The sequence below is a fragment of the Malikia sp. genome, assembly GCF_028687635.1.
GTDB lineage: Bacteria > Pseudomonadota > Gammaproteobacteria > Burkholderiales > Burkholderiaceae_C > Malikia.
This window is the reverse complement of record NZ_JAQTZS010000010.1, coordinates 36,432-49,274: the sequence shown is the minus strand read 5'-3', so window position 1 is coordinate 49,274 and position 12,843 is coordinate 36,432. Positions and strand designations below refer to the sequence as shown.

Annotated in this window: 11 protein-coding genes; 10 read left to right on the top strand and 1 reads right to left on the bottom strand. The window is 68.5% G+C overall.

The window, feature by feature from the left end:
- Positions 1 to 46: 46 nt before the first annotated feature.
- Positions 47 to 2,134, bottom strand: a complete 2,088-nt coding sequence (gene metG, locus PHR85_RS08210) for a methionine--tRNA ligase (RefSeq protein WP_300052834.1) — start codon at positions 2,132 to 2,134, stop codon at positions 47 to 49.
- Positions 2,135 to 2,280: 146 nt separating this feature from the next.
- On the opposite strand from metG, the gene apbC reads away from it, so the two are divergent.
- The 10 genes from apbC (at position 2,281) to PHR85_RS08160 (ending at position 12,839) form a co-directional block, all read left to right on the top strand.
- A complete protein-coding gene (gene apbC / locus PHR85_RS08205) occupies positions 2,281 to 3,372 on the top strand; it encodes an iron-sulfur cluster carrier protein ApbC (protein WP_300052832.1) in 1,092 nt (363 codons plus the stop codon).
- Between the two features lie 3 nt (positions 3,373 to 3,375).
- A complete protein-coding gene (locus tag PHR85_RS08200; protein WP_300052829.1) occupies positions 3,376 to 4,002 on the top strand; it encodes a DUF3305 domain-containing protein in 627 nt (208 codons plus the stop codon).
- Complete coding sequence (locus PHR85_RS08195; protein WP_300052826.1) at positions 3,999 to 4,691, top strand: DUF3306 domain-containing protein; 693 nt, start codon at positions 3,999 to 4,001, stop codon at positions 4,689 to 4,691. Before PHR85_RS08200 ends, PHR85_RS08195 begins: the two co-directional genes overlap by 4 nt.
- Complete coding sequence (locus PHR85_RS08190) at positions 4,688 to 6,805, top strand: 4Fe-4S dicluster domain-containing protein (RefSeq protein ID WP_300052823.1); 2,118 nt, start codon at positions 4,688 to 4,690, stop codon at positions 6,803 to 6,805. The genes PHR85_RS08195 and PHR85_RS08190 overlap by 4 nt, the downstream gene beginning before the upstream one ends.
- 8 nt (positions 6,806 to 6,813) lie before the next feature.
- Complete coding sequence (locus PHR85_RS08185; protein WP_300052820.1) at positions 6,814 to 7,428, top strand: molecular chaperone TorD family protein; 615 nt, start codon at positions 6,814 to 6,816, stop codon at positions 7,426 to 7,428.
- A gap of 125 nt (positions 7,429 to 7,553) precedes the next feature.
- Complete coding sequence (locus PHR85_RS08180) at positions 7,554 to 7,769, top strand: formate dehydrogenase (protein ID WP_300052817.1); 216 nt, start codon at positions 7,554 to 7,556, stop codon at positions 7,767 to 7,769.
- A gap of 53 nt (positions 7,770 to 7,822) precedes the next feature.
- Positions 7,823 to 10,792 carry a formate dehydrogenase subunit alpha gene (locus PHR85_RS08175; protein ID WP_300052816.1) on the top strand — a complete coding sequence of 990 codons (2,970 nt, stop codon included), beginning with the start codon at positions 7,823 to 7,825 and terminating at the stop codon, positions 10,790 to 10,792.
- Between the two features lies 1 nt (position 10,793).
- Positions 10,794 to 11,408 (top strand): formate dehydrogenase FDH3 subunit beta, encoded by a 615-nt coding sequence (gene fdh3B, locus PHR85_RS08170; protein WP_300052813.1) that lies wholly within the window; start codon positions 10,794 to 10,796, stop codon positions 11,406 to 11,408.
- Positions 11,405 to 11,650: a hypothetical protein gene (locus PHR85_RS08165; protein WP_300052810.1), complete on the top strand. Its 246-nt coding sequence runs from the start codon at positions 11,405 to 11,407 to the stop codon at positions 11,648 to 11,650. Before fdh3B ends, PHR85_RS08165 begins: the two co-directional genes overlap by 4 nt.
- A 13-nt stretch (positions 11,651 to 11,663) precedes the next feature.
- On the top strand, positions 11,664 to 12,839 hold the full coding sequence (locus tag PHR85_RS08160; RefSeq protein WP_300052807.1) for a formate dehydrogenase subunit gamma: 1,176 nt from the start codon (positions 11,664 to 11,666) through the stop codon (positions 12,837 to 12,839).
- Positions 12,840 to 12,843: the final 4 nt, after the last annotated feature.

Sequence of the window (12,843 nt, the reverse complement as noted above, 5' to 3'; positions counted from 1 at the left end):
CTTTACTGTAAACCCTGCAGCTTCCGGGGTCACTCGGGGGTTTTACTCAGTGTATCCGCATGCCCGGCTGCGCGCCCGGCCAGGGGTGCAGCACATGGATGCCGGGCTGCGCCTTCTCGTCGGCGTGGCTGGCGGCCAGCACCATGCCCTCGCTGATGCCGAACTTCATCTTGCGCGGCGCCAGGTTGGCGACCATCACGGTCAGCTTGCCGATCAGGTCCTCGGGCCTGTACATGCTCGCAATGCCGGAGAAGACGTTACGCATCCGGCCCTCGCCGACGTCGAGCGTCAGGCGCAGCAGCTTGGTCGAGCCCTCGACCGGCTCGCAGTTCTCGATCCGCGCGATGCGCAGGTCGACCTTGGCGAAGTCGTCGATGCCGATGGTCGGCGCGATCTCCTCGCCACCGGGGATGACCTGTTCCGGTTCGGGGGCGGCCGGCGGCTCGAACAGCGCTTCGAGCAGCTTGACGTCGACGCGCTGCATCAGGTGCTGGTAGACGCCGATCACATGGCCGGCGCCCAGCGGGCTCGCGGCGTTGTCGAAGTCCAGCGGCGCGCATTGCAGGAAGGCCTCGACGTTGGCGGCCAGCGCCGGCAGCACTGGTTTCAGCAGCGCGGTCAGCACGCGGAAGGCCTCGACGCAGGTGGTGCAGACATCCTGCAGGCGGGCTTCCATGCCTGGCTGCTTGGCGAGCTCCCAGGGCTTGTTGGCGTCGACGAACTCGTTGACGCGGTCGGCCAGCGCCATCACTTCGCGGATCGCCTTGCCGTATTCGCGCTCGGCGTAGAGCTCGACGATGCCGGGAATGGCGGTCTGCAGGTGGTCCAGCAGCGCCTCGCCATCGGGCGAGACGGCAGCCAGCTGGCCGCCGAAGCGCTTGGACAGGAAGCCGGCCGCGCGACTGGCGATGTTGATGTACTTGCCGACCAGGTCCGAGTTGACGCGGGCCGCGAAGTCGTCCGGGTTGAAGTCGACGTCCTCGTTGCGGCTGTTGAGCTTGGCGGCCAGGTAGTAGCGCAGCCACTCGGGGTTCATGCCCAGCTTGAGGTATTTGAGCGGGTCGATGCCGGTGCCACGGCTCTTGCTCATCTTCTCGCCGCCGTTGACGGTGATGAAGCCGTGCACGTTGATCTGGCTCGGCGTCTTGCGGCCGCTGAAATGCAGCATCGCGGGCCAGAACAGGGTGTGGAAGTAGGTGATGTCCTTGCCGATGAAGTGCACCTGTTCGACCGCCGGGTCGGCGATGTAGCGGTCGTAATCGACGCCGATCCGGCCCAGATAGTTCTTGAGCGAGGCCAGGTAGCCGATTGGCGCGTCGAGCCAGACGTAGAAATACTTGCGCGGCGAACCCTCGGGCAGGTCGGGAATCTCGATGCCGAAGTAGGGCGCGTCGCGGCTGATGTCCCAGTCACCCAGGCCGCCGACCAGGTTGCCGTGCTCGTCCTCTTCCTTGCGGAACCATTCCTTGATCTTGTTGAGCACCTCGGGCTGCAGGTGGCCGGCCTCGGCGGTCCAGTTCTCCAGGAAATCGATGCAGCGCGGGTCGCTCAGCTTGAAGAAGTAATGCTCCGAGCTGCGCAGCACCGGCGTGGCGCCCGACAGCGCCGAGTAGGGGCTCTTGAGCTCGGTCGGCGCGTAGACGGCGCCGCAGCTCTCGCAGCTGTCGCCGTACTGGTCCTTGGCGCCGCACTTGGGGCATTCGCCCTTGATGAAGCGATCCGGCAGGAACATGCCCTTCTCGGGGTCGAAGAACTGCTCGATGGTCTTGGTCGAGATCAGGCCATTGGCCTTCAGGTCGCGGTAGATCTGCTGCGCCAGTTCGTGGTTCTCGGGGCTGTCGGTCGAGCTCCAGTGGTCGAACCTGACGTTGAAGCCGTCGAGGTACTGGGCGCGGCCGGCCGCGATGTTGGCGACGAAAGCTTGCGGCGTGATGCCGGCCTTCTCGGCCGCGATCATGATCGGCGCGCCATGCGCGTCGTCGGCGCCGACGAAATGCACCTCGTGGCCCTGCAGGCGGCGCAGGCGGACCCAGATATCGGCCTGGATGTATTCCATGATGTGGCCGATGTGGAAGTTGCCGTTGGCGTAGGGCAGGGCGGTGGTGACGAAGAAGCGGCGGTTCGGACTGGGCATGCGGTTTGGACCTGGCGGCGTTGACTAATCCGATGATTTTATCGGTGCGCGCATTGCCATTGCCCTGGCCCCCGCTGGGGGCATGGGTATCGGGCCGTATCCAGGATGCGGGCACAATCAGCTCCATGTTCAGCTGGAGAAAAAACTTGGCCATCGACCAACAGGCGCTGCTGCAGGCGCTGCAAACCGTCATCGACCCCAACACCGGCCTGGACTTCGTGTCCACCAAGGCGCTCAAGCACCTGAAGATCCAGGGCGACAGCGTCTCCTTCGAGGTCGAGCTCGGCTATCCGGCCCAGAGCCAGATCCCGGCCCTGCGCGAGGCGCTGATCCAGGCCGCGCGCGGCGTCGCCGGCGTCGGCAATGTCTCGGTCGCGATCCGTACCTTGGTCACCGCGCACCAGGTCCAGCGCGGCGTGGCGCTGCTGCCGGGCGTCAAGAACATCATCGTGGTGGCTTCCGGCAAGGGCGGCGTGGGCAAGAGCACCACCACCGTCAACCTGGCGCTGGCGCTGGCCGCCGAGGGCGCGCGCGTCGGCATCCTCGACGCCGACATCTACGGCCCGAGCCAGCCCACCATGATGGGCATCGAAGGTCGCCCCGAGAGCCTGGACGGCAAGCTGATGGAGCCGCTGCAGAACTACGGCGTGCAGGTCAACTCGATCGGCTTCCTGGTCGACAAGGACGAGGCCATGATCTGGCGTGGTCCGATGGCGACCCAGGCACTGGATCAGCTGCTGCGCCAGACGAATTGGAACGACCTCGACTATCTGATCGTCGACATGCCGCCCGGCACCGGCGACATCCAGCTGTCCCTGAGCCAGCGGGTGCCGATCACCGGCGCCGTGATCGTCACCACGCCGCAGGACATCGCGCTGCTCGACGCGCGCAAGGGCGTCAGGATGTTCGAGAAGGTCGGCGTGCCGATCCTGGGCGTGGTCGAGAACATGGCGGTCCATGTCTGTTCCCACTGCGGCCATGTCGAGCATCTGTTCGGTGCCGACGGCGGCCAGCGCATGGCGGCCGAGTTCGGCCTCGACTACCTGGGCGCGCTGCCGCTCAAGCTGCAGATCCGCGAGCAGGCCGACAGCGGCCGTCCGACCGTGGTCGCCGACCCGGACGGCGAGGTCGCCGGCCTCTACAAGTCGGTCGCGCGCCAGGTGGCGATCAAGGTCGCACAGCGGGCCAAGGACTTCTCGTCCAAGTTCCCGACCATCACCATCTCCAAGGACAGCTGAACCATGCAGGCTGACGCGCCGAACCGGGTCGAGCTGGCCGTGGTGATGCGGCGCGAGCCCGTCAGCGGCCCGATGAGCCGTTGGCAGCGCTGGCGCTGGGTGCTGGCCGATGTGCTGACGGGCGAGGCGCTTGAGCAGCTGGACCTGCCCGCGCCGGTCGGACCGCTGCCGCTCGAACCCGCTGCGGGCGAGCCGGACGAAGCGGATGGACCGGATCAGGCCAGCCACTGGCTCTACCCTGGCCTGGCACTGGAGCTTCATCCCGACGATCTCGAAGGCTACTACCTCAACCTGAGCTCGCCCCAGCCCTGCTGCTGGGTCATGTGGCGCCCCGACGAGGCCGTCCTGCCCGACGGCTCGCCCGCGCCGCTGCCGCAGATCGCGACCCTGAGCTACCACGACGCTGGCCGCTGGCTCGACGCGCAGGAGCGGGTCGATCAGGTGCCAGCGTCGGCGGCGGTCATCGCCTGGCTGGCGGCCTATGTCGAGTCCCGCTACCGGCCCGAGCCCAAGCGCCGTCAGCGGCCCGCCAGCTTCCAGTCGCTGGCCGACCGCTTCGGCAATCCGGTCAGCATCAGCACCGGGGAGCGCCGAGGCCGTGGTGGCCGTGGCGGCGGCGAGGCGTCATGACGGCCGATTCCGACGGTTTCCTGGGCCGCTGGGCCAGGCGCAAGGCACAAGCACGCTCCGGCGCGACCCTGCCGCCCGAGCCGGAGTCCGCGCCTCACACTTCGCCTGCGCCTGCTGTCCGGCCCCCACCCAGCCAGCACTCGGTGCAGGGCCTTGCGTCCTCGGCCCCAACCGGCGCTGCCGTGGACCCTGCAGCGCCGCCCGGACCGGTCGGGCAGGTCGAACCGGCCCCGCCAGCTTCGCCTCCGCCCACGCTGCAGGACGCGCAGCGGCTCACGCCAGCCTCCGACTTCCGGCCCTTCGTTGCGCGCGCGGTCGCGCCCGAGGTGCGCAACGTCGCCTTCAAGCAGCTGTTCACCGATCCGCACTTCAATGTGATGGACGGGCTCGACATCTATATCGACGACTACTCCAAGCCCGACCCGCTGCCGCTGGCGGTAGCGCGCGAGCTGCTCGCGGCGCATTTCCCAATGGCGCGAGCGTGCGAGACGCAGCAGGCCGCAACGACACCCAGCAGCGAGGCTCAAGCCCCTGCGGCCCATGTTGCCGACACAGCGTCGCCTGATTCGTCCGCTGCCCTGCCGTGTGCCGATGCAGTACAGAACGGCCCAGGCCTACCCGGTCGCCCCAGGCCTGAGCTGGTCGCCGACGCACGGCGCGATCTTCCGCCTTCCGATCCCGCACCATGACCACCCTGATCTGCAACTGCAACCGCACCCTCCCGCTCGACGTACCGGCACTGGGTCGCGCCCTGGGCGAAACCCTGGTCGAGCACAGCACCCTGTGCCGCCGGGAGGCGCCGGCCTTCCAGCGCGTGGCCAAGCACGGCGGCCCGCTGGTGGTCGCCTGCACCCAGGAGCGCCGCCTGTTCGCCGAGTTGGCGGCGCAGACCGAGGGCGCGCCATCGCCCGAAGCGCGGCCGATCCGCTTCGTGAATCTGCGCGAGACCGGCGGCTGGGGTCGCGAGGGCAGGCAGGCCACCCCCAAGATGGCGGCGCTGCTCGCGCTCGCGCAATTGCCCGACCCCGACCCGGTGCCGACCGTGAGCTTTCGCAGCGAGGGGCGGCTGCTCGTCATCGGCCCGCTCGAACACGCCGAGGCGCTGGCGCAACGGCTCGACGATGCACTCGACATCACCCTGTTCGCCACTGGTGGCGCTGGCCGCCAGCAGCGGCGCCACCCGGTGCTGGCTGGCCAGCTGCGGCGTTTGAGCGGGCGGCTCGGCGCCTTCGAGCTCAAGTGGAGCGCCGACAATCCCATCGACCTAGACCTCTGCACCCGCTGCAACGCCTGCGTCGAGGCCTGCCCCGAGGGCGCGATCGGCCTCGACTACCAGATCGACCTGCAGGCCTGCAAAGGCCACCGCGACTGCGTGCGCGTTTGCGAGGCGGCCGGCGCGATCGACTTCCAGCGCGCGCCGCAGCTTCAGGGCGAGCGCTTCGACCTAGTGCTGGACCTGCGCGAGACCCCGGCCTTCAGCCAGCACCAGAAGCCGCAGGGCTATTTTCACCTGCCGCCCAAGGCCGACGCGCAAACGCAGCTGACCGCACTGCTGACCCTGCGCGATCAGGTCGGCGAGTTCGAGCAGCCGCGCTTCGTCCAGTACCAGTCGCGCCTGTGCGCGCATGGCCGCAACGGCAAGACCGGCTGCAGCGCCTGCATCGACATCTGTTCGGCCTCGGCGGTCTCCAGCCGCAGCGGCGGCGCCGACAAGGCGCGGGCCCAGATCCATGTCGACCCGCATTTGTGCGCCGGCTGTGGCGCTTGCAGCACGGTCTGCCCGAGCGGCGCGCTGTCCTATGCCTACCCCAGCCTGGCGCATCAGGGCGACAAGCTGCGCCGCCTGCTGTCCACCCATGCCCGGGCCGGCGGTCGCGACGCCGTCCTGCTGCTGCACAGCGACGAGGTCGGCAGCCAGCTGATCGACGACTGGGGCCGTGCCGCCCGGCTCGACCGCAGCCTGAACGGCGTGCCGGCGCGCGTGCTGCCCTGGCCGTTGCGCCATGTCGCCAGCCTCGGGATCGAGTTCTGGCTGGCCACCATCGCGCAGGGCGCCAGCCAGGTCTGGTTGCTGACCACTGATGCCGAGGCACCGGACTACCGGCGCGCGCTGCGCGAACAGATCGAAGTCGCTCAGTCGCTGCTGTCCGGCCTGGGCTACGCTGGCGAGCATTTCCGCCTGCTGCAGGCGCGCGACGCGCGCGATATCGCCGCGCTCGACGCCGAGGCCCGAATCGCGCCAGCGCAGGGCGTGCGCGAGCCAGCCCGCTTCGCGCTGCAGGCCGACAAGCGCGCCACGCTCGAACTGGCGCTGGAACACCTGCGGCAGCAGGCGCCGCTGCCATCGCTGCCAACCGCGATCGCGCTGCCGGCGGCGGCTCCGCTGGGCTCGGTGCGTGTCGATGCCGACGCCTGCACGCTGTGCCTGAGCTGCGTTGGCGCCTGCCCGGCCGGCGCGCTGCAGGACAACCCCGGCCAGCCGCAGCTGCGCTTGATCGAGAAGAACTGCCTGCAATGCGGCCTGTGCGCGCGCACCTGCCCCGAGCAGGCGATCACGCTGGAGCCGCGCCTGCTGCTCGATGCCAGCCGGCGCGAGCCGCGCGTGGTCGCCGAGCAGGCGGCCTTCCACTGCATCCGCTGCGGCATGCCCTTTGGCACCGAGCGCGGCATCGCGGCCATGATCGCGCGGCTCGGCGCGCACCCGATGTTCCAGGGCGGCGCAGCCGAGCGGCTCAAGATGTGCGGCGACTGCCGCGTCATCGACCTGCACACCAGCGCCGAAACCCGCATCACCGACCTGTGACTCCTGCGATGAACGATCTGCCCCTCTCCTCCGCGCTCGACGAGGAAACCGCCCGCGCCGAGCTCTACGGTCTGCTGGCGGCGCTGTTCTACGCACCGCCCACTCCCGCGCTGCTGGCGCAACTGCGCGTCGCCCCGACCGATGCGCCCAGCGCCGGTGCCTACCTGGAGCAGCCCTGGCAAGCGCTGGTTGCCGCCGCCCGTGCCACGGACGATGCCGCGATTCATGACGAGTTCGATCAGCTGTTCGGCGGTGTCGGCAAGCCGGCGGTCAGTGTCTACGGTTCCGAGTACCTGAGCGGCTTCCTGAACGAGAAACCACTCGCCGCGCTGCGCGCCGACCTCGATCGGCTTGGCCTGGCACGCGACCCCGGCATGCCCGAGACCGAGGACCATCTCGCCTGCCTGTGCGAGGTGATGCGCTACCTGATCGCGGGCGACGATGTCGAGGTCGCCAACCTGGCGCGGCAGCAGGCCTTCTTCGCGCGCCACCTGCAGCCCTGGGTCGAGCGCTTGTGCGATGCGGTCGCGGCCCAGCCTCGGGCACGTTTCTACTCGGCGCTGGCGGGCTTCACGCGCGCCTTCATGGCCGTCGAGGCGCAGGGCTTCGACCTGCTCGACTGAAGTCTCTGCGCTGCCGCCTTGCTTGTTGCAGCGCAGGATTGCCGTCATGTCCTGGTAGGCGTTACAGTCATGGGCATGGGTGCGGCCGTCGTCGCTGTAGCCGCGTCATGCAGTCGGAGAACAATATGAAGAACGATTCCTCCCCACCCGGTCTGAGCCGCCGCCGCTGGTTTGCCGGCGCCGGCACGGTCGGTGCCGTCGCGGCGGTGGCCGCAGCCTTGCCCGCTACCGGGCTGGTCGCCAAGGGGGCGCCCAGCACCGAGCCGGCCTCGTCCGAGCAGGGCAGCGGCTACCGGCTGACCGAGCATGTGCGCCGCTACTACCAGACCACCCGCATCTGACGGTCCCTGCACTTGGGCCGCCTGCGGCCTGTCCCATCGGGCGAGGTAATGCCATGAACCTGACCAAAAAAACCACTCGCGGCGCTGGCGGCGCTGCTTCCACGACCGGCGGCCTGGTGCAGCGCCTGCAGCATGGCCTGACGCAGGCCCTGCCGACGATGGACCGGCGCGGTTTCCTGCGCCGCTCCGGCCTGGGCGTGGGGGTCGGCCTGGCGGCCGGCCAGCTCAGCCTGGTGCGCAAGGCCGAGGCCGCCGCGGGCACACAGGCCGACGGCCAGCGCAAGATCGAGCTGCGTCGCACCGTCTGCAGCCACTGCTCGGTCGGCTGCGCCGTCGATGCCGTGGTGGAGAACGGCGTCTGGGTGCGCCAGGAGCCGGTGTTCGACTCGCCGATCAACCTCGGCGCGCATTGCGCCAAGGGTGCCTCGCTGCGCGAGCATGGACACGGCGAATACCGCTTGCGCCATCCGATGAAGCTGGTCAACGGCAAGTACCAGCGCATCTCCTGGGAGCAGGCACTGAGCGAGATTGCCGACCGGATGAAGGCCTTGCGCGCCGCCAGCGGTCCCGACAGCGTCTACTTCATCGGCTCGTCCAAGCACAGCAACGAGCAGGCCTACCTGCTGCGCAAGTTCGTCAGCTTCTGGGGCACCAACAACTGCGACCACCAGGCGCGCATCTGCCACTCGACCACGGTCGCTGGCGTGGCCAACACCTGGGGTTACGGCGCGATGACCAACTCGTACAACGACATGCAAAACAGCAAGGTCGCGCTGTACATCGGGTCGAACGCGGCCGAGGCGCACCCGGTCTCGATGCTGCACATGCTGCACGCCAAGGAAAACGGCTGCAAGATGATCGTGGTCGATCCGCGCTTCACCCGCACCGCGGCCAAGGCCGACGAGTTCGTCCGCATCCGTTCCGGCTCCGACATCCCTTTCCTGTTCGGCATCCTGCACCATGTCTTCAAGAACGGTTGGGAAGACCAGGCCTATATCAAGGACCGGGTCTGGGGCATGAACCAGGTACGCGAGGAAGTGCTGGCCAAGTGGACGCCCGACAAGGTCGAGGAGGCCTGCGGCGTCAAGGAGGAGCAGGTGCTGCGTGTCGCCACCATGCTGCACGAGCACCGTCCCGGCACCGTCGTCTGGTGCATGGGCCAGACCCAGCACACGATTGGCAACGCCATCGTGCGGGCCTCCTGCCTGCTGCAGCTGGCGCTGGGCAACATCGGCAAGAGCGGCGGTGGCACCAACATCTTCCGTGGCCATGACAACGTGCAGGGCGCGACCGATGTCGGCCCGAATCCCGATTCGCTGCCGGGCTACTACGGTCTGGCCGAGGGTTCCTGGAAGCATTTCGCGGCTGCCTGGGGCGTCGACTACGAGTGGATCAAGGCCCGGTACGCCGAAGGCCAGATGACCAAGCCCGGCATCACGGTCTCGCGCTGGATCGACGGCGTGCTCGAGAAGAACGAGCATATCGACCAGGGCCCGAACCTGCGCGGCGTCTTCTACTGGGGCCACGCGCCCAACTCGCAGATGCGCGGCCTGGAGATGAAGCGCGCGATGGACAAGCTCGACCTGCTCGTCGTCGTCGATCCCTATCCGTCCGCCACCGCCGCCATGGCGGCGATGCCGGGTGACGCCGCCGACCTGAATCCGCAGCGTGCGGTCTATCTGCTGCCGGCGACCACCCAGTTCGAGACCAGCGGCTCCTGCACCGCGTCCAACCGCTCGGTCCAGTGGCGCGAGAAGGTCATCGACCCGCTGTGGGAGAGCCGCAGCGACCACATGATCATGTACCAGCTGGCGCAGAAGCTCGGCTTCGACAAGGAACTGGTCAAGAACGTCAAGCTGCAGCAGGTCAAGGGCCAGGACGAGCCGGTGATCGAGGACATCCTGCGCGAGATCAACCGCTGCGTCTGGACCATCGGCTACACCGGCCACAGCCCCGAGCGGCTGAAGGCGCACATGCGCAACATGCACGCCTTTGACGTCAAGACGCTCAGGTGCAAGGGCAAGGTGGTCGATGCCGAGACCGGCTACGACCTGACGGGCGACTATTTCGGCCTGCCCTGGCCCTGCTACGGCACGCCCGAGCTCAAGCACCCCGGCTCGCCCAACCTGTACGACACCTCGGTGCATGTGATGGACGGTGGCGGCAACTTCCGCGCCAACTTCGGCGTCGAGAAGGACGGCGTCAGCCTGCTGGCCGAGGACGGTTCGCACTCCAAGGGCGCCGACATCACGACCGGCTACCCCGAGCTCGACCATGTGCTGCTCAAGAAGCTGGGCTGGTGGGACGAGCTCACCGAGGCCGAGAAGGCCCAGGCCGAGGGCAAGAACTGGAAGACCGACTCCAGCGGCGGCATGATGCGCGTCTTCATGCAGAACCATGGCTGCCACCCGTTTGGCAACGCCAAGGCGCGTGCCGTGGTCTGGAACTTCCCCGACGCGATTCCGCAGCACCGCGAGCCGATCTTCGGCATCCGCCCCGACCTGGTGGCCAAGTACCCGACCCACGACGACCAGAAGAACCGCTGGCGCCTGCCCGTTCTCTACAAGTCGCTGCAGCAGAAGAACATCGACGAGAAGCTGCACGAGAAGTTCCCGCTCATCATGACCTCGGGCCGCCTGGTCGAGTACGAGGGCGGCGGCGAGGAAACCCGCTCCAACCCCTGGCTGGCCGAGCTGCAGCAGGAGATGTTCGTCGAGATCAACCCGGCGACGGCCGCCGCGCGCGGCATCCGAAACGGCGGCCGGGCCTGGGTCACGAGTCCGACCGGCGCCCGGCTCAACGTGCAGGCGCTGGTGACCGAGCGCGTCGCGCCCGATACCGTGTTCCTGCCCTTCCACTTCTCGGGCCGCTGGCAGGGCAAGGACCTGCTCGAGCATTACCCCGAGGGCGCGCACCCGATCGTGCGCGGCGAGGCGGTCAACACCGCGACCGGCTATGGCTACGACATCGTGACCATGATGCAGGAAACCAAGACGCAGATCTGCAACGTCGAAAGGGCTTGAGATGGCACGCATGAAATTCATTTGTGACGCCGAGCGCTGCATCGAGTGCAACGGTTGCGTCACCGCCTGCAAGAACGAGCACGAGGTGCCCTGGGGCGTGAACCGCCGCCGCGTCGTCACGCTCAACGACGGCGTGCCGGGCGAGAAGTCGATCTCGGTCGCCTGCATGCACTGCAGCGACGCGCCCTGCATGGCGGTCTGTCCGGTGCAGTGCTTCTACCGCACCGACGAGGGCGTGGTGCTGCACGACAAGGATGTCTGCATCGGCTGCGGCTACTGCAGCTACGCCTGTCCCTTCGGCGCGCCGCAGTTCCCGTCCAACGGCACCTTCGGCGTGCGCGGCAAGATGGACAAGTGCACCTTCTGCTCCGGCGGCCCGGAGGAGAACGGCAGCCAGGCCGAGTTCGAGAAATACGGGCGCAATCGCCTGGCCGAGGGCAAGCTGCCGGCCTGCGCCGAGATGTGCTCGACCAAGGCGCTGCTCGCGGGTGATGGCGACGTGGTGGCTGACATCTTCCGCACCCGGGTCGTGCAGCGCGGCAAGGGCGCCGAGGTCTGGGGCTGGGGCACCGCCTACGGCAGCAAGCCGGCCAAGCCGCAGGGAGGCGCATCATGAAGCCACGCCTGCTGACCCTGGGCGCGCTGCTTGGCGCCGTGCTCGCGCTGTCGGCCTGCGGCGAGCAGCCGCAGCAGCTCGGCGGCGGCATCAAGTCCGACCGGCCGGCCCACCAGGGCGTGGGCCAGAGCCCCTACGCACAGCCGGGCTGGCAGGCCGGCGACGCCAATGCCTGGAGCCGGCAGTTGCGCGCGCGTGCCCAGTACGGCCAGAACGAGTACAGCCGCTCGACCCAGCCCTGAACCGGAGCGAGCCATGAACCGGATCTTTTTCTCTGCCACCTCGCCGCTGCGCGCTGGCCTGCTCGCCGCGCTGCTGCTGGCTGGCGGGCTGGTGCTTGCCGCCGAGTCCGGGCCAGTTGCTGCGCCCGTCACCCTGCCGACAGCAGCGCCGGCCATCCGCAGCGCCGACATCCTGACGCTGCAGGATGCCAGCGCCGAGCCCGGCTATGCCGAGCAAAGCAATGCCCAGCGGACCCAGGTCCAGCCCGGCAACAACACGCCGGTCTGGCGCCAGGTCGGGCAGGGCGTGACCGGCACGGTCAACCTGCCCTATGCCGAATATGGCACCCTGATCCAGCCGACCGTGCAGTACCCGCTGGTGCGCCCGGCCAGCGCCGGCGAGGCCTGGCGCCAGCTGCGCAACCGCGTGCTGCTGCCTTACGGTGCCGCCTTGCTGCTGATCGTCGCGCTCGCGCTCGGGCTGTTCTACTTCGCCAAGGGACCGCTCGGCGAGGAGCATCCGCCGGGACAGGGCGAGCCGATCGAGCGCTTCACCCCGTTCGAGCGCGCCGCGCACTGGAGCAACGCCGCCGCCTTCCTGACGCTGGCGCTGTCGGGGCTGGTGCTGGCGTTCGGCAAGTTCTTCCTGCTGCCGGTGCTGGGCGGCACGCTGTTCGGCTGGCTGGCCTACGCGCTCAAGAACCTGCACAACTTCGTCGGGCCGCTGTTCGCGGTTTCGCTGCTGGTGATGATCGCGACCTTCATCAAGGACAACATCGCGAACCGGGCCGACATCCAGTGGCTGGCGCGCGCCGGCGGCATGCTGGGGCAGGGCCAGCTGCCCTCGCACCGTTTCAACGCGGGCGAGAAGGGCATCTTCTGGTGGGCGGTGACGATTCCCGGCCTGTTGCTGGTGGCCTCTGGCCTGATGCTCGACAAGCTGGTGCCGGGGCTGGACTATTTCCGCGCCGACATGCAGCTCGCGCATGTCGTCCATGCCACGCTGGCGCTGCTCTCCTGTGCCATGATCGCCGGCCATGTCTACATGGGCACGGTCGGCGTGCGCGGCGCCTACCGCGCGATGAAGACCGGCTATGTCGAGCCGGGCTGGGCGCGCGAGCACCATCAGCTCTGGCATGACGACATCCAGGCCGGCAAGATTCCGGTCCGGCGCAGTGCCGTGGCCAGCATCGCCCGCCGCCAGTCCTGAATCC

Coding starts and splice junctions, on each gene's coding strand:
- PHR85_RS08175 (WP_300052816.1), top strand. CDS start 7,823: ATGAACCTGACCAAAAAAACCACTCGCGGCGCTGGCGGCGCTGCTTCC.
- PHR85_RS08200 (WP_300052829.1), top strand. CDS start 3,376: ATGCAGGCTGACGCGCCGAACCGGGTCGAGCTGGCCGTGGTGATGCGG.
- PHR85_RS08195 (WP_300052826.1), top strand. CDS start 3,999: ATGACGGCCGATTCCGACGGTTTCCTGGGCCGCTGGGCCAGGCGCAAG.
- PHR85_RS08165 (WP_300052810.1), top strand. CDS start 11,405: ATGAAGCCACGCCTGCTGACCCTGGGCGCGCTGCTTGGCGCCGTGCTC.
- metG (WP_300052834.1), bottom strand. CDS start 2,134: ATGCCCAGTCCGAACCGCCGCTTCTTCGTCACCACCGCCCTGCCCTAC.
- PHR85_RS08180 (WP_300052817.1), top strand. CDS start 7,554: ATGAAGAACGATTCCTCCCCACCCGGTCTGAGCCGCCGCCGCTGGTTT.
- fdh3B (WP_300052813.1), top strand. CDS start 10,794: ATGGCACGCATGAAATTCATTTGTGACGCCGAGCGCTGCATCGAGTGC.
- PHR85_RS08185 (WP_300052820.1), top strand. CDS start 6,814: ATGAACGATCTGCCCCTCTCCTCCGCGCTCGACGAGGAAACCGCCCGC.
- PHR85_RS08160 (WP_300052807.1), top strand. CDS start 11,664: ATGAACCGGATCTTTTTCTCTGCCACCTCGCCGCTGCGCGCTGGCCTG.
- PHR85_RS08190 (WP_300052823.1), top strand. CDS start 4,688: ATGACCACCCTGATCTGCAACTGCAACCGCACCCTCCCGCTCGACGTA.